18 protein-coding genes and 2 tRNA genes are annotated in these 20,237 nt (G+C 39.8%); 8 read left to right on the top strand and 12 right to left on the bottom strand.

What is annotated here, in order from left to right:
• The first annotated feature begins 44 nt into the window (after positions 1 to 44).
• From QZ562_RS08445 to glgC, 7 genes are all read left to right on the top strand, one after another.
• Positions 45 to 1,652 (top strand): carboxyl transferase domain-containing protein, encoded by a 1,608-nt coding sequence (locus QZ562_RS08445; RefSeq protein ID WP_293759148.1) that lies wholly within the window; start codon positions 45 to 47, stop codon positions 1,650 to 1,652.
• A 13-nt stretch (positions 1,653 to 1,665) separates the two neighbouring features.
• On the top strand, positions 1,666 to 2,460 hold the full coding sequence (locus QZ562_RS08440; protein WP_293759147.1) for an enoyl-CoA hydratase/isomerase family protein: 795 nt from the start codon (positions 1,666 to 1,668) through the stop codon (positions 2,458 to 2,460).
• Positions 2,461 to 2,471: 11 nt separating this feature from the next.
• Complete coding sequence (locus QZ562_RS08435; protein ID WP_293759146.1) at positions 2,472 to 4,613, top strand: acetyl/propionyl/methylcrotonyl-CoA carboxylase subunit alpha; 2,142 nt, start codon at positions 2,472 to 2,474, stop codon at positions 4,611 to 4,613.
• Positions 4,603 to 5,496, top strand: a complete 894-nt coding sequence (locus tag QZ562_RS08430; protein ID WP_293759145.1) for a hydroxymethylglutaryl-CoA lyase — start codon at positions 4,603 to 4,605, stop codon at positions 5,494 to 5,496. Before QZ562_RS08435 ends, QZ562_RS08430 begins: the two co-directional genes overlap by 11 nt.
• A gap of 10 nt (positions 5,497 to 5,506) precedes the next feature.
• A complete protein-coding gene (locus QZ562_RS08425; protein ID WP_293759143.1) occupies positions 5,507 to 5,752 on the top strand; it encodes an NADH-quinone oxidoreductase subunit H in 246 nt (81 codons plus the stop codon).
• 75 nt (positions 5,753 to 5,827) lie between these two features.
• Positions 5,828 to 6,610, top strand: a complete 783-nt coding sequence (lgt, locus tag QZ562_RS08420; RefSeq protein ID WP_293759142.1) for a prolipoprotein diacylglyceryl transferase — start codon at positions 5,828 to 5,830, stop codon at positions 6,608 to 6,610.
• 613 nt (positions 6,611 to 7,223) lie between these two features.
• Positions 7,224 to 8,486, top strand: a complete 1,263-nt coding sequence (gene glgC / locus QZ562_RS08415) for a glucose-1-phosphate adenylyltransferase (RefSeq protein WP_293759141.1) — start codon at positions 7,224 to 7,226, stop codon at positions 8,484 to 8,486.
• A gap of 56 nt (positions 8,487 to 8,542) precedes the next feature.
• Here the strand turns inward: glgC and QZ562_RS08410 are convergent, their stop codons facing one another.
• Entirely contained in the window at positions 8,543 to 9,361 is an 819-nt protein-coding gene (locus QZ562_RS08410; RefSeq protein ID WP_293759140.1) for an alpha/beta hydrolase, read from the bottom strand.
• Positions 9,362 to 9,908: 547 nt separating this feature from the next.
• A complete protein-coding gene (locus QZ562_RS08405) occupies positions 9,909 to 11,231 on the bottom strand; it encodes an MFS transporter (RefSeq protein ID WP_293759139.1) in 1,323 nt (440 codons plus the stop codon).
• A 219-nt stretch (positions 11,232 to 11,450) separates the two neighbouring features.
• Here QZ562_RS08405 and QZ562_RS08400 point away from each other — a divergent pair, with 219 nt between their 5' ends.
• Positions 11,451 to 12,260: a thioesterase family protein gene (locus QZ562_RS08400; protein ID WP_293759138.1), complete on the top strand. Its 810-nt coding sequence runs from the start codon at positions 11,451 to 11,453 to the stop codon at positions 12,258 to 12,260.
• Between the two features lie 36 nt (positions 12,261 to 12,296).
• Here the strand turns inward: QZ562_RS08400 and QZ562_RS08395 are convergent, their stop codons facing one another.
• The 10 genes from QZ562_RS08395 to ybgC all read right to left on the bottom strand — a co-directional run bounded on the left by QZ562_RS08395 (position 12,297) and on the right by ybgC (position 19,975).
• On the bottom strand, positions 12,297 to 13,142 hold the full coding sequence (locus QZ562_RS08395) for an HDOD domain-containing protein (protein WP_293759137.1): 846 nt from the start codon (positions 13,140 to 13,142) through the stop codon (positions 12,297 to 12,299).
• 1,231 nt (positions 13,143 to 14,373) lie between these two features.
• A tRNA-Lys gene (locus tag QZ562_RS08390) sits at positions 14,374 to 14,449 on the bottom strand.
• A gap of 50 nt (positions 14,450 to 14,499) precedes the next feature.
• Positions 14,500 to 14,575: transfer RNA gene (locus tag QZ562_RS08385), tRNA-Lys, on the bottom strand.
• 227 nt (positions 14,576 to 14,802) lie between these two features.
• Positions 14,803 to 15,552, bottom strand: coding sequence for a tol-pal system protein YbgF (gene ybgF, locus QZ562_RS08380; RefSeq protein ID WP_293759158.1), 750 nt, complete (start codon positions 15,550 to 15,552; stop codon positions 14,803 to 14,805).
• A gap of 12 nt (positions 15,553 to 15,564) precedes the next feature.
• Positions 15,565 to 16,134 (bottom strand): peptidoglycan-associated lipoprotein Pal, encoded by a 570-nt coding sequence (gene pal, locus QZ562_RS08375; RefSeq protein WP_293759136.1) that lies wholly within the window; start codon positions 16,132 to 16,134, stop codon positions 15,565 to 15,567.
• Positions 16,135 to 16,176: 42 nt separating this feature from the next.
• Positions 16,177 to 17,535 (bottom strand): Tol-Pal system beta propeller repeat protein TolB, encoded by a 1,359-nt coding sequence (tolB, locus tag QZ562_RS08370; protein WP_293759135.1) that lies wholly within the window; start codon positions 17,533 to 17,535, stop codon positions 16,177 to 16,179.
• Entirely contained in the window at positions 17,535 to 18,428 is an 894-nt protein-coding gene (tolA, locus tag QZ562_RS08365) for a cell envelope integrity protein TolA (protein WP_293759134.1), read from the bottom strand. The genes tolB and tolA overlap by 1 nt, the downstream gene beginning before the upstream one ends.
• 8 nt (positions 18,429 to 18,436) lie before the next feature.
• The gene (tolR, locus tag QZ562_RS08360; RefSeq protein ID WP_293759133.1) at positions 18,437 to 18,859 is read right to left on the bottom strand and encodes a protein TolR; all 423 of its coding nucleotides are present in this window, start codon (positions 18,857 to 18,859) and stop codon (positions 18,437 to 18,439) included.
• An 11-nt stretch (positions 18,860 to 18,870) separates the two neighbouring features.
• Positions 18,871 to 19,581, bottom strand: coding sequence for a protein TolQ (gene tolQ, locus QZ562_RS08355; RefSeq protein WP_293759132.1), 711 nt, complete (start codon positions 19,579 to 19,581; stop codon positions 18,871 to 18,873).
• Positions 19,571 to 19,975 (bottom strand): tol-pal system-associated acyl-CoA thioesterase, encoded by a 405-nt coding sequence (gene ybgC, locus QZ562_RS08350; protein ID WP_293759131.1) that lies wholly within the window; start codon positions 19,973 to 19,975, stop codon positions 19,571 to 19,573. Before ybgC ends, tolQ begins: the two co-directional genes overlap by 11 nt.
• Positions 19,976 to 20,237: the final 262 nt, after the last annotated feature.

Raw genomic sequence — 20,237 nt, 5'->3', positions numbered from 1 at the left:
AGAGCCTATTTACACTTCTTACAGCAAACAACTGGAGCAATACCATGCCAAAAATTATCAGTAAGCTAAATACCAAAAGCCAAGAGTTTTTGGCCAACGCACTTCACATGCAAGAGCAAGTAGACGACTTAAAAGATAAAATTGCGACAATCAGAAATGGTGGTGGTGACAAGGCGAACCAAAGGCATCTTGATAGAGGCAAACTGCTACCCAGAGATAGGATCAACACCCTACTCGACTCAGGTTCACCTTTTCTAGAATTATCACAACTTGCTGCATATGAAGTGTATGAAGACAACGTACCTGCTGCGGGGTTGATCGCAGGCATAGGCCGGGTATCTGGTATCGAATGTATGATAGTAGCCAACGACGCGACAGTAAAAGGTGGGAGTTATTACCCATTATCCGTAAAAAAACACTTGCGCGCGCAAACAATAGCTGAACAAAATAATTTGCCTTGTATCTATCTAGTCGACTCAGGTGGAGCTAACTTGCCGCGTCAAGATGAGGTATTTCCTGACAGAGAACATTTTGGCCGAATATTCTTTAATCAAGCTAACTTATCAGCCCAAAATATCCCACAAATTGCTGTGGTAATGGGTTCATGTACCGCTGGAGGTGCTTATGTGCCGGCTATGGCTGACGAATCGATTATTGTCAAAGACCAAGGCACTATTTTTTTAGGTGGCCCACCTTTGGTTAAAGCAGCTACTGGTGAAGTGGTCAGTGCACAAGACTTAGGTGGAGCCGATGTGCACTGCCGTACATCTGGTGTAGTCGATCATTTAGCTAATAATGACCATCATGCGTTAAAAATTGCTAGAGACGCCATTGCCAGATTAAACCGCAAAAAATTCATTGAACTGGATGTATGCGAGCCTGTCGAGCCAACCTACGCCAGTGACGAAATATATGGCGTTATCCCAAAAGATAAACGTCAACCCTATGATGTAAGAGAAGTGATTGCACGAGTAGTCGATGGGTCAGAATTAGATGAGTTTAAAGCGTTATATGGTCAAACACTGATCTGTGGTTTTGCCAGAATTTTTGGATATCCAGTCGGCATTGTAGCCAACAATGGCATTTTGTTTTCAGAGTCTGCACAAAAAGGGGCTCACTTCATTGAGCTTTGTGCACAACGCAAAATCCCTTTAGTGTTTCTACAAAATATTACTGGTTTTATGGTCGGCAAACAATACGAAGCAGGCGGCATAGCTAAACATGGCGCAAAAATGGTGACCGCTGTTGCGTGTGCCAAAGTACCTAAATTTACTATATTGATTGGTGGAAGTTTTGGTGCAGGCAATTATGGTATGTGTGGTCGTGCCTACGATCCACGCTTTATGTTTATGTGGCCAAACGCTCGTATCTCTGTGATGGGTGGTGAGCAAGCTGCGGGTGTACTAGCGCAAGTCAAACGCGAACAAAAAGAGCGGGTGAATGAGCAATGGAGTGCAGAACAAGAAACGCAGTTCAAACAACCCATTATTGATACTTACGAAACCCAAGGCCATCCTTATTATGCTTCAGCAAGATTGTGGGACGACGGTGTAATAGACCCTGCTGACACGCGTCAAGTATTAGGATTGTGTATTTCAGCTAGTTTGAATAAACCTATAGAGGACACCCGGTTTGGCGTCTTTAGAATGTAAGGATAAAAATATAATGAATCAAACCGATAAAGTATTGTTAAGTATAGACGCAAGAGGTGTCGCCACCGTTACCTTAAATCAGCCTGAGATCCATAATGCCTTTGACGATAAGTTGATTATTCAACTCACCGATATATTTACTAGTATTGGTCAAAATGAAGATATTCGGGTCATGGTGCTGGCAGCGGCAGGCAAAAGTTTCAGTGCTGGGGCAAATTTAAACTGGATGCGACGTATGGCAAGTTACAGCTATGAGCAAAATTTAGCGGATGCCAATGTTTTGGCCAACATGTTTTTCATCCTCAATACCATCGATAAGCCCACTATTGCTAGAGTACAAGGAGCTGCGTTTGGTGGCGCAGTGGGTCTGATTGCATGTTGTGATATGGCCATTGGTAGCAAATTAAGTAAGTTTTGTTTAAGTGAAGTAAAACTTGGATTAGCCCCAGCCACTATTAGCCCATATGTGATCGATGCCATAGGTGCCAGAGTTGCCAGACGCTATTTTACCACTGCCGAAGTGTTCTCTGCGCGCCGCGCCAGACGCCTAGGATTACTCAGCGAAGCGGTAGTTGAAGAAGAACTAGATAGTACCGTTGAGAACTTAATTGAACATATTCTAAAAAATTCACCTGCTGCAGTTCGAGCGGCTAAACAACTTGTTTTTGATGTTCAGAATAAACCTATATCTGAAGAGCTTTTAGCTAACACTAGCAAAACAATAGCCGAGCTTAGAGTATCTGAACAAGGCCAAGAAGGCCTAAATGCGTTTTTACAGAAGCGCCGAGCCAAATGGATAAAAGAATAACGGAGTAAGCCATGTTCACTAAATTATTGATTGCTAATCGCGGCGAAATTAGTTGCCGTATTATCAAAACAGCCAAACGTATGGGCATATTAACGGTTGCCTTATATTCAGATGCTGACCAACAAGCATTACATGTAAAAATGGCTGACGAAGCGGTTCATGTAGGTCCTTCTCCTTCCAAAGACAGTTATCTTCAAGCTGAAAGAATTATTCAAATCGCACTTAAAGTAGGTGCAGATGCCATTCATCCCGGCTATGGTTTTTTATCAGAAAACGCCACATTTGCTAATTTGTGTGGACAAAATAATATTGTATTTGTCGGTCCTCCTGTCAGTGCGATAGAGGCGATGGGCTCGAAGTCAGCGGCAAAAAATATAATGGAACTTGCCAAGGTACCATTAGTACCGGGATACCATGGCGACGACCAAAGTATCGATGTCTTAAAGTCTCACGCAGACAGCATGGGATACCCTGTGTTACTCAAAGCAGCGGCTGGTGGTGGCGGTAAAGGTATGCGCCAAGTATGGAAAACCACAGAATTTGCTGATGCGTTAGCAGCAGCAAAACGTGAGGCGATGTCGAGCTTTAACGATGATTTAATGTTGGTCGAAAAATACCTTACTGGACCGCGTCATGTCGAGATCCAGGTGTTCTGTGACAATTTTGGTGATGGTGTCTATTTATTTGAACGGGACTGTTCGGTGCAACGTCGTCATCAAAAAGTCATAGAGGAAGCCCCCGCTTTTGGCATGACTGCACAGCTGCGTGCTCAAATGGGCGAAGCTGCTTTAAAAGCGGCAAAAGCGATCAGTTATGCTGGAGCTGGCACAGTAGAGTTTTTATTAGACAGTGACGGGCGATTCTATTTCATGGAAATGAATACCCGATTGCAGGTTGAACACCCAGTTACGGAAATGATCACTGGCCAAGACTTGGTTGAATGGCAATTGCGTGTCGCCAACAACGAACCATTGCCACTAACACAAGAGCAACTTCATATTCATGGCCATGCTTTTGAAGCTAGAATTTATGCTGAAGATCCCAATAATGATTTTTTACCAGCAACAGGCAGGTTATCTCTGTTGCAACCGCCGGTTGAATCACGGCATGTTCGCGTAGACACAGGTGTGGTTCAAGGTGATGAAGTCTCTGTTTTTTACGATCCTATGATCGCAAAATTAATTGTATGGGACGAAAACCGCGATAAAGCCTTAGCGCGATTGACTAAAGCCTTAACCGAATATCATATTGACGGTGTTGTCACGAATATTGAATTTTTATATACCTTAGCCAACAGTGCGCCATTTAAATCTGAGCAAATTGACACTGGATTTATAGAGAAAAATCAACACCTATTAATGTTGAATGATGATCAACACATCAACGCTTTATTGCCAATGGCCGCGTTATATTTGATGCTCAGCGGTCAACACGAAAATCAGTACAAAGCCACCAAAAATATTCAAGACCAATACTCGCCTTGGTCTTTTGGTAACGCGTGGCGAGCGAATGAACAACACCTTCAAAATTTAGAATTAGCGGTGGGTGACAGCACTTTTACCGTCCAAGTTAGCCAAGCAGGAGCCGTCAGCCAAGCAGGTGCCGTCAGCCAATCAAGAGCTGTCAGCCAATCAAGAGTCATCAACCAATCAAGAGTCATCAGTCAGAGTTTTTTTAATATAAAAGTTGACCAACAAAACTATCACTGCTCAGGAGTGATAGATAAAAATCAACTTATATCCAACATCAATGGCCATAGAATGCTCGCCAGTGTTAACGCCCATCAAGATGGTCATTCAGTATTTTGTAATGGCAAGGTAATGCGTTTTAAATCATTACAAGCAGATTTAGGTGATACACAGGACAATACTGCAGATACTGGTTTTATTGCACCAATGAACGGCACAGTAGTCGCTATTTTGGTTGAACCAAATCAGCAAGTTGAACAAGGTGAAACCTTGATGGTGATGGAAGCTATGAAGATGGAACATAGCTTAAAAGCACCTAAAGCAGGCTCCGTCGGAGAATTTTACTTTAAAGCAGGTGAATTAGTCGATGGCGGTGACGAATTATTGTCATTTCAAGCTGTCAAATCGGTTGAAATTAACAAAGCCCACATAACTAAAAAAGAGTCGGTAAAAAATGCTTCCTAAGTCAGTCAAAATTGTCGAAGTGGGCCCAAGAGATGGCTTGCAAAACGAACAGGGGTTGGTGTCTTTAACTGCGAAGGTTGCACTGGTCGAACAATTAGCTGACGCAGGTTGTACCGTGATAGAAACTGGCAGTTTTGTCTCGCCTAAGTGGGTGCCACAAATGGCTGACAGTGCTGCAGTTTTTAAGAAAATTAAGCGACAAAATCATGTTCGATATACAGCACTAACACCTAATTTGCGAGGTCTAGAGGCCGCAATTAAATCAAAGGTGGATGAAGTGGCTATCTTTGGCGCTGCCTCAGAAGCTTTTTCGCAAAAGAATATCAATTGCTCTATCGCCGAAAGCTTAGCACGCTTTTTACCGGTAATAGAACTGGCACAAAAACATCAGCTACCCGTACGAGGTTATGTGTCGTGTGTATTAGGTTGCCCTTATGAAGGCGATGTTTCTCCTCAAAAAGTAGCGGAGGTCAGTCAACAGCTAATGAATATGGGTTGCTACGAAATATCTTTAGGCGATACAATTGGTTCTGGTACCCCAGTAAAAACACAACTCATGTTAGATGCTGTTCTAGACTTTATTCCAAAAAATAAATTAGCTGTGCATTTTCATGACACTTATGGTCAAGCTTTGGCGAACATCTTAATTGCATTACAACAAGGTATTTCAGTTGTCGACAGTGCAGTTTCAGGTCTGGGTGGTTGCCCTTATGCGAAAGGTGCCTCTGGCAATGTTGCCACAGAAGATTTAGTCTACATGCTTCATGGCATGAATATCGAAACAGGCATCAATCTTGAGCGACTTACTCAGGCCGGATTAAATATGATGCAGGCCTTGGGTAGGCAATCAAACTCCAAGGTCGCTTTAGCCATAACAGCATAAGGAAAGTTTTTTGACCGAACAAAACTCAACTCGTACACCAATACCCGCAAATGTCAGAGTGATGATTGCTTTAGTTGCATCGCCCACTCTGTTGGTGGTGGGTATGTTGTTTTACACGCTTTTTTTTGATGGTTGGCAAAGTATTTCTATTAGCATGATCGTTTTTTCAGTTTTATGCATGCTGGCTTATTATGTCGTTATCAGCGGTCATCCTCCGAGACTTCGGATTAAAAAACATAATAAAACAATAAACTAACACCAGCTTGAAAAAAGCATTCGGGTACAATGCTTATACACTTTAAGTCACAGAAACTGCAGTAAGGTAGATTGAATGGAATTTTTTACTTGGGACGTAAACCCAGTTTTAATCGAATTTTTTGGATTAAAAATACATTGGTATGGTGCCTTGTTTGCTACCGCTATTTTAGCTGGGTTGCAAGTAATGAAATGGATATTCCAACAAGAAAAAGTCAAAATAGAACTGCTTGATTCACTTCTGATGTACTGTGTTTTTGGTATTATTGTGGGCGCTAGGCTGGGTCATTGTCTTTTTTACGACCCGGACTTTTACCTCAGTAACCCTATGAAAATATTAGCTATATGGGAGGGTGGCCTCGCCAGCCATGGCGGTGGCTTAGGTGTAATCATTGCGGTATATTTTTTCCAAAGAAAATACAAAGTGGAATATTTATGGTTGCTAGACAGGCTCGCTATTGCTACTGCATTGTTTGGTTTCTTTGTCCGTTTTGCCAATTTTATGAATTCCGAGATTATTGGTATTCAGACCGATGTACCTTGGGCAGTTGTATTTTCACGTATTGACCTATTGCCTAGACATCCAGCCCAACTTTATGAATCATTATCTTATCTGAGCATATTTATAACGTTAATATTGTTGTATCGTTTTTCTAACATCAAAAAGCTAACTGGTGCGCTATTTGGCACATTTTTATGTTTGATATTTACCGCTAGGTTTGGCATTGAATTCGTCAAAGTCAAACAAGCGGCATACACTGGTGAAGTATGGATAAGTACAGGACAAGCTTTGAGCATTCCTTTTTTTGTGGTGGGTATAGTGCTGTTAATACTGGCTTGGAAAAAAAGCCGTGCTTAAGGCTTTCATACCCATTATTTGTCATCAGATGAATGGGAGTGCTATCTAATAAGACTGCGGATCGGATTAGAAAAATTCAGCACTTATCATGGTTGTCCTTGCACCAATGGCTAGGTAGCCTCACGTAACTGATATACGTTGATATAATTTTTATAACGAGACAAGACCTCAAACCATATTAATTGTTGCATTGTCTGTAGAACAATTCATATTCATAGTGTGGTCATTGGCCACATTATTAACAAACTCGACTCAAACAGACAGCTGTTCAAGGGGTACACCAATACCAGCTTGCCCGTTTATAAAGGTGTTTACTCTTTCTGGTATTGATAACACAATTTCATTGTTGAAATTGCAGCCGTTAAATATTACCAATATTTTATCTAAGCTGAGGGTAAACAAAAAAATAAATGGCAGAAGTCTATACAAGCATGAGCACTTGGGTAAAAAACCCCAATAACTATTTTAGAAACTTTTTTAAATTTTGGCCTATCATCGAAGGTTGTTACCCATAAAAATTAATATTTATCAGTTGGGTAAATTCGAACAAGCAGTAGGCATAACAGACGATAAACGACTAAAAATAAAGTTAATTATAAAGGAGTAAGAACTTATGGCGAACCAACCGTCTCGTTATATCAGTAATTTAACACGGGATACCTACGCACTAATTTTAGCTGGTGGAAGAGGTTCAAGACTTTATGAACTCACAAATTGGCGAGCAAAGCCGGCATTATATTTTGGTGGTAAATTTCGTATTATCGATTTTCCATTATCTAATTGCATTAACTCAGGGATACGCAATGTTGGTGTGGTTACACAGTACAAATCTCATTCACTCATCCGTCATTTAGTCCGCGGCTGGGGACATTTCAAAAAAGAACTAGGCGAGTCGGTTGAAATTCTTCCCGCATCACAACGATTTTCAGATAATTGGTATGAAGGCACAGCAGATGCTGTATTTCAAAATATTGACATCATCCGTGATGAACTACCTAAATATGTCTTGGTATTATCTGGAGACCATATTTACAGAATGGACTACGGTAATTTAATTGCGCAACATGCTGAGTCTGGTGCTAAAATGACGGTAAGCTGTATGCCTGTTCCATTAGAAGAAGCCGCAGGCCAGTTTGGTGTTATGTCAGTTGATGAGAATTCTAAGATCATCGGTTTTGAAGAAAAGCCTGTGAATCCTACTCCCTTACCCAACGACCCCACCAAGTGTTTAGCCTCAATGGGCAATTATGTATTTGATACTGAGTTCTTATTTGAACAATTAAAGGCGGATGCCGAAACATCAGGGTCTGAACGTGACTTTGGCAAAGATATCATTCCTTCGATTATTAAAGATGGTCTGGTGTATGCGTTTCAATTCACAAGTGATGATGATACTGAGGCCTATTGGAGAGATGTGGGTACCTTAGATTCATTTTGGCAGGCTAATATGGAATTAGTAGCGCCTGTTCCTGCACTCAACTTATATGATAAAAAATGGCCAATTTGGACTTATCAAGAACAATTGCCTCCTGCCAAGTTTGTATGGGAAGAAGATAATCGCAGAGGTACAGCGATTAACTCAGTAGTCTCAGGTGGATGCATTATTTCTGGGGCAACGTTACGCCGTAGCTTATGCTTTTCGAATGTCAGGGTGCATTCGTACAGTGAAGTAGAAGATTCTGTAATATTACCTGACGTTGAAGTTGGACGTAATTGCCGGATACGTAAAGCCATTATTGACCGTGGTTGTGTGATATCCGAAGGCACTATTATAGGCCATAGCCGCGAAGATGATTTAGCCAGAGGTTTTCGAGTGACAGAAAAAGGCGTGGTGTTAGTCACACGAGAAATGTTGGGATTAAAAGTAGGCTTATAGGCCTACTCATCATAAATATCGACCTAGTCATTGCAGAGCCGCTTAACAGCGGCTTTTTATTGTGTGTTACTAGCCTCTTCCCATAAACGAATTGTATCGGTAATAATTTTGGCTACTTGTTGCGGCTTTTCCAAAGGAAACATATGCCCACCGTCCTTAAAGATAAGATGTTCAATTTTACTTTTTTTAACAAACGTACCCAACAATGATGGAATACACACGTCACTATGACTACCAGTAACCAGTAAACCTGGCACTGAAAGGCGTTGGTAGAACTGATTAATGTTATGCGGCACGTTACGATAAATGCTCGCCTCGATTTGTGCGTCAAAATTAAGTTGTAGTTTACCGTCCCGCTCGTCGATAACAGATGACACATAATCTTGAATAGATTCTAATTTAAAATTTTTAAATAAGGCCTTGCCTTTAAAATAGGCTACTAAGTTAGTGCCTAACGGCCAACTTTGACAACGCACTTTTGCTTTACCCGCCGGTGAGAATTTATCAATAAAAGGGGAGCATTTAAGTAATCTAAATACAATCCTAGCTAGCCCCGAAGCAATTGGAGGGTCAAGCATTATTACCCCTTTGATTAAGTCAGGTCTTTCACAGGCGGCCATAAAAGACACCACAGCCCCCATCGAATGCCCAACAACATAAGCAGGTTTAGTTACCTTATGTTCCAAATGATCAACCAACTCTGCTACTTGATTACTTAAATTAGCATTTACCGGAAACCGTTCTGAATGCGCAAATTTTGTTAAAGCATGCACCTCGAAGTCATCAGGAAGTTCCTTGAAAACTTGCTGGTAGCTCCCTGCAGGAAAACCATTAGCATGGGCAAAGTGTAAGTTGATTTTTGTCGGTGAAGTCATCTGAAACCTGTTGTTTAATGTGTAATGTGGGAGCCAATCAAAGAACTTTTGGCTTTAACTTATTTTTGAAGCACCACATTCTATGGCAATCAAAGCACCCGATACAAATATGCGTAGTGAATGTTTGTTTATACTCTGACCACAAGCCTAATAGATTGCAGTTTCTTATTCTCTATTTGATTACCTATTATTTTTACAGGTGTAACTTTTACATTTTTTCGGGGCTGTATCATTATTGGTTACACTCAAAAAATAATACCCATGTTTGGAATATTTAAAAAAAATAAAACTTTTACACTGTTAAAAGTTTTTAGGTTAACTTCGCAACACGTCCACTCGTCGTGTGTTGATGTACCAAACGACGTAGTTGTTAGTTTACTTTGTAGCGTAATGGAAAGCTTTTAATAATCGAGGTTTAGTCGGTACCTAAGCGCCCATTACATCACATTTTTTTACCGTCATAGTTTGTTCTGATGAAACCAAGGCAACAGTATTCAAACTAGTTATATGCAACTTAACGAGAACTAAAATTGACTCGACATCACAATTAACCATTACGGATTTCTGCAGCCTTCCAATCATTTGGTATATGTTTAGCAGTCCAAAAGAAAGCAATAATTGACATAGTGTAAGGCACTGCAAGCCAAGACAACGACAACCTTAGGGATTCTATTTCACCATGTTGCTCTGTGTAAAAGTTACTCAAAACACCAATAAAAGTCGGCCCGCCACCTAAAGCGATAAGATTCAAGACAAAGAAAAATAATGCTGTAGACATCGCTCTTACTTTTACCGGTGCTAAAGTTTGTGCCAATGCAAACGATGGCCCCAAATAAAAGCCACTGGTAAAGAGTAAGATAGTCACCAAAGCTATAGACAATTCGAGGGACTCAACTTGCAGCGAAAAATAATAGGCGGGAGCACCTACGACTAAAGCCAATGCTGGCACTAAGCCATAAGCACTTCTATTAGTTTTACCCCATTTATCTACTAAAACACCACCAAGCCAAACACCACCAGCGTACGCAGTACCATTTATTATTCCTAATATAATTAAAAATTGAGTGATGTCTAAACCTGCATGAGCTCGCACATAAAAATCAATCATCCAAGTAGATATGGCGTAATTACCAAAAGAACCAAAGGAAATAGCAAAACACATGCCCCACCAAGACTTAATAGATAGTAAATCCTTAATGGACTGCCAAGATTTACCTTGCGCAGAGGCGGTTTGCATATTACCGCTTCGTGCTGGTTCTTTAACAGTAAACTTGAGCAATATAGCTAATGCCACGCCAGGTAAACCGACCGCTATTAAAACAGTTCGCCAGTCTGCTTCACCACCTTTAAGAAAAAATGCAGATGCAAAAAACGCCAACATAATACCAAAAGGAATACCTAAAGAATAAATAGCTAAAGCGCCAGCCCGTTTTTCCTTAGGAAATAAATCTGAAATAATGGAGTGTGAAGGTGGACTGCCACCAGCCTCACCGATCCCCACACCAATACGCGCCAAAGCAAGTTGTGTGAAATTACCCGCCAATCCCGATGCAGCAGTAAAACCACTCCACAGTGTCAGTGAGATGGCAATTATGTTAACTCTACTATACCTATCAGCTAGCCAAGCTATAGGGATGCCTAAAACAGTATATAGCAAAGCAAAATATATACCTTTAAGCCAGCCTAATTGCGCGTCATCTAGACCCAAATCAGCCTTTATAAAAGGAGACAATATGCCTATTATTTGACGATCAATAAAATTAAATGCGTAGATTAGAGTTAGGATGAATAACACATAATTCCGATAACCATCTGATATGTTTGGCGTAATCGTTGAGGATCCACTTTTCACTGTTTCGTCACATACCATCGATGTATCCTTAATACTGCGTACATTTATTGATGAGGCATATTACGGGTGCAGACCCGGTAAATTCAAGCTAAATTGTTAATTTTATGTAAATATAACAGGCACTTATGCTTAACCATCAAGACATGAAATCATCATAGGGGTATGAACCATTATTATAAAGAAAGTAAATATTAGGCCGTTATGCTTCATGGTCGATAAATTCAGATAGGATTATTTGTGCACATTGATACTTTATTAAACTCAGTCAAACAACAAGCAAAAAACAAAGACTGCAACATCATTTTATCTGTAGATAGTGACTGGACACAAGGTCGAACACTCTATGGAGGTATTTCAGCCTCTTTAGTATATCAAGCGATGCGTGAATCCGTTGACACTGATAAAGTGATGCGTTCCCTGAGCACCAATTTCATAGGCCCTATAGAAGCAGACAGTGATTTTAGCATCATCGTTGACGTCCTCAGAGAAGGAAAAAATGTTACTCAAGTCGTAGGACGCTTATCTCAGGCCAATAAAGTTGCGGTGATGTGTCAAGCTAGCTTCGGTATTGCTCGTCAGTCTGAGGTTGTTGTCTCTAATGATCTGCAACACAAAATGGATTATCCACAAAATCCAGACTACGCAACCCAGATCCCAAAAGTAATACCTGAGTTCTTAAAGCATTTTGATTTGGCAAAAACGAAAGGCGGATTACCATTTACTGGTGAAAAAGACAGCGATGTGCACGGATGGATGCGTTTCAAAGAGCAGCCAAGTCATTTTTATGATGCACATTTAATAGCCTTAATCGATATCTGGCCTCCAACCGTCTTACAGCTTTTACATCAACCGGCCATGGCAAGTACTATGAGTTGGAATTTAGAGTTCATACACCCGCATCAAAAAATTTCAGGCCATGATTGGTTCGCTTATCAAGCGCAAACTAGGCACGCTGCTGATGGTTATGTGCATACAGAAGCCAATATTTGGGATAAACATGGCACCTTAGTGGCTATCAGCAGGCAAGTAGTAGCGGTATTTGCATAACCTAACTAGCTTTTATCGATGTAAAACAAAACGCTTTTAAAACAACGAAGACGAAGACGGACTAAACACGGCTAACGCGCCAATTAACTGTAAATTGCTGAAGTCTAGTGCATTGTCTACATGCGGTAAATCAATGTCTAGACACTGATACATCTCCTCAGTTATGTTGGCATGTTTAGGATACTGCTCACTGTGAACATTATTCAGGGCTAATAAATAGGCTAGTTGCATAATTTTTTCTTCTTTGCTCTTCGCAGAGTGCTCGCTAACATGTGTTACTGATACTATTTGAGAAATGTCTTCGGGTATTCCCCAAAGTTTTAAGAGTTCAGATGAGACATCAACATAAGTAAAACCTAGATGTTTTTTTTGTAAAATCAGAGGCGAACTTTCACTAGATATTGATGCACATTTTTTCGCAACTTCTGGATTTAACTGCGCAACAATGAGCTCACCAATATTGTGCAACAAACCACATACAAACATCTTCTCAGGCTCCTTCAAGCCTAGTTCTTCTGCAAAATATTTACATAGCAAGGCACAACTTACGCTTTGCTCCCAAAACTTGTCTAAATCAACTACGTCGGTGGCACCACTCTTAAAAGCATTGGCGACACCATAAGCTAAAACAAGATCATAAATTGAACGTGTACCGATTACTTGGATAGACTTAGCGACTGTAGTAATAGTACTAGAAAAATTATACAGCGCACTGTTAGAAATTTTCAACACCTGCAACATAATAGCTGGATCATAATTAATAACGTCTGCAATATCGTCCACAGATGTAGCGTCATCATCGATCAACTGTTTAATTTTCATGACTGCCTCAGGCAACACAAAAGCATCACCCGCATTTAAAGCATAATCTTGAACATTCATAAATTAGCTCACCTTGTAGCCTAAGTCGTTGATTGCAATCTGTGTTTGAATTTACTGTATATCCATTCGTATAAAATTACAAAAAGATACTGAACAGCTACAATATTATAATTTCGTCTATTGGGATGAGCTTAGTAACTTAAAGAAGCGGTTCCGACTGGTTATGTGCCGTCATAAGTGTAATCAGCTTCATTAATAGTTGTTATGTATCGGTCCAAAATCGGTTCAAACCCGGTTCAAAATATGCAACAAGGATTGCCGAACAGCACGAAGTGTATCTGCCGACTGCAAAAGTCCTAGATACTTGGTTAAACCGGAACCGAATGTCAATAAACATGATGATGGAATGAAACCACACTCATTAGCTGAACAGTCGCACCTTAACAGCACCTCACCAAGAAAAGAGGTGCTTGTCCCAACAGGCACGCAAATTTTTCATAGAAGTCATCAACGTCCATAAATTGTTACTATGAGGTCTTTAGGTGACATAAAATACTCGAAACTGGCTATACACATAAAAAAATGGCTTCAACCATAGTAATATTCCACATAGGAGCCCCTGAACGGCAGCTCACCAGCAAAAAAGATAACAGCCCGAACAAACATACAAACAATTCACAGATACCATCAATAATGTATATATGGCTACTGTGAAAACTCTAGATAATATAAAAAATAATCGAAACTGGCTATACACATAAAAAAATTGGGTTCAGCTATGGTTATAATCTGTATAGCAGTCCCTGAATGGCATCTAACCAAGAAAAAAGATGTTACCCATCTCGAATACAAACAATTCATAGATACCGTCAATAATGCATGTATGACCACTGTGAAGACTCTAGGCGATATAAAAAACACTCGAAACTGGATCTACACATAAAAAATGGGCTTGAACCATAGTTATAATCTGTATAGCAGTCCCTGAATGGCATCTGACCAATAAAAAAGATGTTGCCCAACGTGAATACAAACAATTCATAGATGCCATCAATAGTGAATATATGGATATATAAATTTTTGGGAAAGTCTTGAGAAAACTAGGGATATCAGTATTGAAATTAGACAAAAAAAGATTCACTAAATTACATCATCAATCTGCATCGAAACATTCAACTGCACAACACAGTAAATAACTAAAGTTTTGTTCTTGATATTCAGTTAATTATTGTTGTGTCTTAAATAGATTATAAAGTTTGAAATATTCTGGGATTTGAATATTAAGAAAAGATGGTGGGTCGTGCTGGATTCGAACCAGCGACCAATTGATTAAAAGTCAACTGCTCTACCAGCTGAGCTAACGACCCATCGATTAAAACTTTATATTGTATTCACGGTACCTGTGACTTAAGGAAAATGGTGGGTCGTGCTGGATTCGAACCAGCGACCAATTGATTAAAAGTCAACTGCTCTACCAGCTGAGCTAACGACCCATTTTCTTTTTCCCCTTCGCCTCACTGCGAAGGCGGCATATAATACTCAATTGAAACTTCAGCGCAAGCCTAATGGCATTAATATTACAATAATTACAACTGTTTGCTGAAAAACCGAACAATTATGATTTTAACTAACCGACTTAACTAAAAAAAGTGTAATAAAATGCCTATTAGCATCTCACTTTCACTCAAAAAAACTCTCACAAAAAAGTGAGATGTATGTTTTACAGAACACTTTTGAGACGTTTTTCTGCTAATTTAGCTGAAGACGAATCAGCAAACTCAACAATAACCTGCTCCCAAAGCTGCTTGGCACGAGCAGTATTCGAGCGTTCCATTTCAGATATTCCCAGCTTCAAGGTGGCATCTGCTCTTTTACTCGAATCTGGATAGTTACTGATTAAGAACTGGAATTGTTCTCCTGCACCAGCCCAATCTTGTTTATTAAATAATAGCTGTCCTAACCAATAATGTGCATTTGGGACATAACTGGAGTCAGGAAAGTTTTGTAAAAAAGCTTGGAATTCGGGAATGGCTTCATCATATAACCTATCCTTGAGGATCAAATTCACCGCTTTATCATAAGCATCATTTTCATTTGCTGATAGAGGGACGCCTATAGGTGTTACTGATGTACCATTAGTCGATGCTGGTAATATCGAAGGTTGCTCTTTGACTGTTTCGATGCGCTTATCTATTTCTAGATATAACTCTCTTTGACGTTCAAGAACTTTTTCTAACTGGTAGTTCTGCATTTCTATAGCACCACGAAGTTCGTTTACCTCGTTTTGCATCACGTCCAACTGCTCTTGTTGGCGATGTTGTGCCTTTGTCCGTGTCGAAAACTTTCTTTCTAATTCTGTAATGCGTTTATCGCTATCACTGCTTGTAACATTTGTCACAGGCGCAGGAGTTGCAAGAACTGCAACTCCATATAGCCCTAGCAAACTTGTAGCTAAGGTGCGTTTTATCATATTAGACATCGGTTATTGATAAACCAAAACACCACGGCGATTCTCAGCAAAAGCTGTTTCAGACATATTATTGTTAACAGGCTTTTCTTCACCGTAGGACACTACGGACATTTGTGATGCACTTACACCTGCATTCAATAAATAAGTTTGTACTGATTTAGCACGAGATTCACCTAACGCAATGTTATATTCGGGTGTTCCGCGGCTATCACAGTGGCCTTCAATAACAATTGATTGGCCCATGTTTTTCACCAAAAAAGAAGCATGTTGATCTAAGACGTTATAAAACTCAGAACTAATTCCGGCGCGGTCAAAATCAAAGTAAACCAATTGGTTATTTTCTAGAGCCATTAATTCTTGCTTCATTTCTTCTGCAGGAGTCATGACAGGTTCAACGGTTCCAGTTTCAACCATAGCATTACGTGCTTCCTGCGCCTTACGGTCGGCTTCTGCTTGCTCTTGGGCAACTCTAGTTTCTTCAGCAGCCGCTTTTGCTGCACTATCACCAGTAGATGTACAAGCCATCATAGTTACAACTGGAAGAGCAATAACTAACCCTTTGAAAATTTTATTTAGTTGCATTCTTTTTTCCTATTTTATCGAATTTAAGTGAACAATATAATTTTAACGTAAAAATGGTGACCAAGTAGGTGCTTTAACCTGACCATCGGCCGCAGGCAGTCTTGCTTTAAATCTGCCATCTAAAGACACCAAAGACAAAACTTGTTTTCCTTGATGTAATGTACTGTAAATTATCATACTACCATTGGGAGCAATACTGGGTGATTCATCTAAATAGGTTTTAGTTAATACCTGTAAATTACCGTTTGTTAGATCTTGCCGCGCGATATGGTAATTACCACGAGTACGATTAACCATAACCATTTGTTTACCATCTGGAGTAATGGTCCCGCCTAAGTTCATCTCGCCCACAAAAGTCAAGCGACGAATTTTACCTGAACCTAAATTTACGCGATATATCTGAGGTTTACCACCCCGTTCTGAACTAAATATTAAGCTCTGACTATCTGGACTCCAGCTTGGTTCTGTATCAATCGCTCTGTTTTTAGTCACCCTTCGTAGCTGTTTGCTCGCTATATCCATTACATACAGTTCCGGATTACCATCTTTTGATAACACCAAAGCTAATGTCTTGCCATCAGGCGAGAACTTTGGCGAACCATTAATTCCCGAAAAACTGGTCATTTGTACTCTATTCATAGTGTAGATATCTTGAATAAATATTTGTGGTCGTTTATTTTCAAAACTGACATAAGCCAGTTTGGTGCCATCAGGAGACCAAGAAGGAGACATTAACGGTTCAGGTGAGCGTAGCAAAGTAGTTTCGTTAGCACCGTCATAATCTGATACGACCAATTGAAAGGGTAGCTCATACACATTTTTATCACGTACAATGACATACGCAATACGTGTCAAAAATGCCCCTCGCTCACCCGTTAACTTTTCATACACCACATCACTTATTCGATGAGAATGTCGCCTAAAATCATTGCCAGAAATAGTCATTTTACTGATAGCTAACACATGATCGTTACTGGCAATAAGTTTGCCACCACTTAACACTTGCGACTGACCACCAGTAATTTGACCACGCAATACATCAATTAATTCATAAGACACAGTGTATCTGTCAATGCCAGATAGTTCTACTTGACCTACCAACACAGCTTCAATACCTTTGGATGCCCATGCACTATAATCTACCTCTTTATCCGCATTCGGATATTGAGGCATATCAATAACATCGATAGGATTGAATTTACCACTGCGACGCAAATCAGCGGCAATAACAGTAGTCAACTTTTCTGGCATAACGCCTTCACCAACCCACTTAAACGGCACTACACCAATTGGCCTAGAGGTGTCTATGCCCTCAGTAATCACTATTTCTAGTGCTGCAAAACTTCGAAAGCTGACTGATAAGATAAAAATTGAAATCAACAGTTGTTTGGTTTTAAACATTATATTTCCGGTGCAAAAGTAAAATTAATATTGCGTAATTGTTCATACACATCTGGTGCATCAGAGACAGGTAGCTCTACTGCTTTTAAGATAGCGGCCTTACCCGCTCTACAAACTAGAGGATCTCCACCTAGTTCTTTAACTTGTATCACTAATCCATTAGAGGCTAAACGAATATTAAAACGACAAGACTGACCTTTCATCGCATCATCAACGATTAAGTTACGTTGAATAGTCTGTTTGATAAGTGCTTGGTATTTTTGTACTTCACTTAATACCTGTTTATTTCTTTTTTGTTGCCGAACCGCTTGTTCTGCCTGAAGCTGTTCTTCAAGTATTTTTTCTTGTTCAGCCTTTTCCTTCGCTTCTTTTCGCTTTCGATTCGCTTCTTTTAATGCTCTTTCTTCTTTTTCACGATTTTCTTTAGCTCGTTTAGCTTGCTCATCAGCTTTTTTCTTTTCTAACTCTTTCAGCTTACGCTCGTTTTCTAACTGCATTGCTTTGGCTTTTTCTTGCTTTTGTTTTTCTCTTGCCGCAACTGTTGCTTGTTCAGCTTTTTTCTTATCCAGTTGCTGTTTTTTGGTTTCTTCTTTTAATTTCGAAACCTCGTTCTCTTGTTGCCTGCGTTTTTTCACTGCATTTTCAGCTCGTCTTTCGAGTTCTTTGATACGATTTTCTTCTTCTAAACGTTGTGCTTTTTGTTCATTTTTAACTTTCTGCACCTGTTTTTGCAACTGACTTTCATCAATGACCTTAGCTTGTATAATCGGTTCAGGATTGGATAATTCAGGTGACGTTTCGGACGTAGAAAAATGACCGTTTATTAACAAAGCGACAATCACTGCTAAATGCAAAATCAATGAAATGGAGAACGCTGTACTTAACTTAGACATTTTGCCTGTTAGCCTTGTGGTGGTGTGGTCATTAAACCAACAGATGGTGCACCAGCCCTTTGCAATAAAACCATCAACTGCACAACTTCACTATAAGCAACCGCTCCATCACCTTTAACAACAACTGGAGTATTAGGCTCAACTTGAAGATGCGCAGCAACCAAGACAGCAAGATCTACTGCTGACATAGGCTCTTGTTGACTATCACCCACATTCAAAAAGTATTGGCCTTGAGCATCAACAGATGCGACTAGAGGAGGTTTTGACTCTTCATCCAAAGGTTGAGCCTCGGCTTTGGGCAAGTCAACTTTTACTCCTTGAGTAACAAGGGGAGCTGTTACCATAAAAATGATTAACAGTACTAACATAACGTCGATATAGGGTACTACGTTAATTTCTGAAACAGGGCGTCTACGCTTTCTTACATACATGATTAATCAGCCTAAGCAGCGGGTTGGGCTGAGTGAGAAGTATCCGTACCCGATGACAATGCTTGTCTATGCAATATACTGGAAAATTCTTCCATAAAATTACCATAGCTATTTTCAAGTTTTTCTACTTGGTGACTAAAGCGGTTGTAGGCTATGACTGCAGGTATAGCTGCAAACAGACCCATTGCGGTAGCGATTAGTGCTTCGGCAATCCCTGGGGCAACCATAGATAATGTGGCTTGTTGTTGGCCACCTAAAGCGATAAACGAATTCATAATCCCCCAAACAGTGCCAAATAAACCAATATAAGGGCTAATTGAACCCGTGGTTGCTAAAAAAGGTAAACGACTTTCCAAACGGTCTATTTCGCGGGACATAGACACCCGCATAGCTCTTGAAGTACCTTCCATCACGGCTCCTGCTGGAGTCGAAATATTCTTGCGAGAGCGAACAAATTCTTTAAAACCGGCACAAAATATACTGGCCATGCCTTCCAAAGATTGACGAGCCGTCAACTCTTGATAAAAGCGGTTGAGGTCAACACCAGACCAAAATTTATCTTCAAACTTTTTCATCTCAGAACGGGCAAAGTTTAAAGCGCGACTTCGTTCGAAAATAAAGGCCCATGAAGCAACTGATGCCCCGAGTAGCAGCAGCATAACTAATTGCACTAGTAAACTGGCGTCTAAAATAAGATCAACAAAAGATAACTCAGATGACACGTTTTAATTCCCCTAAAATATTGTCAGGAATAGCTTGTGGTTTCATACTGGATAAATTGACACAAGCCACTCTTATTAACGCACTGACCAGACATTGTTTGTTTGGACTTCTTATTATTTGTTTGAAGATTAAACTAACACGTTTCAATTCTACTATTTCAGATTCAATACACAACAAATCATTGAAACGAGCCGGCGCGTAATTGTCCATTTCAACCCGTTTGACGACAAAACCTAAGGAATGTTCCAAAAGAATATCTTGTTCTATACCCATTTGCCTTAACCATTCAGTTCTAGCGCGCTCAAAAAATTTCAGATAGTTGGCATAATAAACTATGCCTCCAGCATCTGTGTCTTCGTAATACACTCGCACATTGTGATTATGTTTGGTCATTTTTAGGCTACTTTTATGAATTTAATAAATAGATAGTGCTATATGCAATAAGCTGGAAAGTTAAAAAGTCTAATTACATGAATCTTTATGCTATCAAACAATTTGTGATCACAAACTGAATATTTCAAGAAACCAATTTAAATTTATAATTTTCAGAGTCTTAATAGCAAAAAACCGGTTCCTAAAGTTAAAACTATAAATTTAAAAACGAATAGTTATTCAAATCAACCCAATCGGATATCTTGTAACAAAATTGTTACAA

Origin of the sequence: uncultured Paraglaciecola sp. (genome assembly GCF_913058035.1) — a bacterium.
Lineage (GTDB): Bacteria > Pseudomonadota > Gammaproteobacteria > Enterobacterales > Alteromonadaceae > Paraglaciecola.
This window is presented reverse-complemented; position numbering and strand designations above follow the sequence as displayed.

Coding starts and splice junctions, on each gene's coding strand:
- QZ562_RS08445 (WP_293759148.1), top strand. CDS start 45: ATGCCAAAAATTATCAGTAAGCTAAATACCAAAAGCCAAGAGTTTTTG.
- QZ562_RS08440 (WP_293759147.1), top strand. CDS start 1,666: ATGAATCAAACCGATAAAGTATTGTTAAGTATAGACGCAAGAGGTGTC.
- QZ562_RS08435 (WP_293759146.1), top strand. CDS start 2,472: ATGTTCACTAAATTATTGATTGCTAATCGCGGCGAAATTAGTTGCCGT.
- QZ562_RS08430 (WP_293759145.1), top strand. CDS start 4,603: ATGCTTCCTAAGTCAGTCAAAATTGTCGAAGTGGGCCCAAGAGATGGC.
- lgt (WP_293759142.1), top strand. CDS start 5,828: ATGGAATTTTTTACTTGGGACGTAAACCCAGTTTTAATCGAATTTTTT.
- glgC (WP_293759141.1), top strand. CDS start 7,224: ATGGCGAACCAACCGTCTCGTTATATCAGTAATTTAACACGGGATACC.
- QZ562_RS08410 (WP_293759140.1), bottom strand. CDS start 9,361: ATGACTTCACCGACAAAAATCAACTTACACTTTGCCCATGCTAATGGT.
- QZ562_RS08405 (WP_293759139.1), bottom strand. CDS start 11,231: ATGGTATGTGACGAAACAGTGAAAAGTGGATCCTCAACGATTACGCCA.
- QZ562_RS08395 (WP_293759137.1), bottom strand. CDS start 13,142: ATGAATGTTCAAGATTATGCTTTAAATGCGGGTGATGCTTTTGTGTTG.
- ybgF (WP_293759158.1), bottom strand. CDS start 15,552: ATGATAAAACGCACCTTAGCTACAAGTTTGCTAGGGCTATATGGAGTT.
- pal (WP_293759136.1), bottom strand. CDS start 16,134: ATGCAACTAAATAAAATTTTCAAAGGGTTAGTTATTGCTCTTCCAGTT.
- tolB (WP_293759135.1), bottom strand. CDS start 17,535: ATGTTTAAAACCAAACAACTGTTGATTTCAATTTTTATCTTATCAGTC.
- tolA (WP_293759134.1), bottom strand. CDS start 18,428: ATGTCTAAGTTAAGTACAGCGTTCTCCATTTCATTGATTTTGCATTTA.
- tolR (WP_293759133.1), bottom strand. CDS start 18,859: ATGTATGTAAGAAAGCGTAGACGCCCTGTTTCAGAAATTAACGTAGTA.
- ybgC (WP_293759131.1), bottom strand. CDS start 19,975: ATGACCAAACATAATCACAATGTGCGAGTGTATTACGAAGACACAGAT.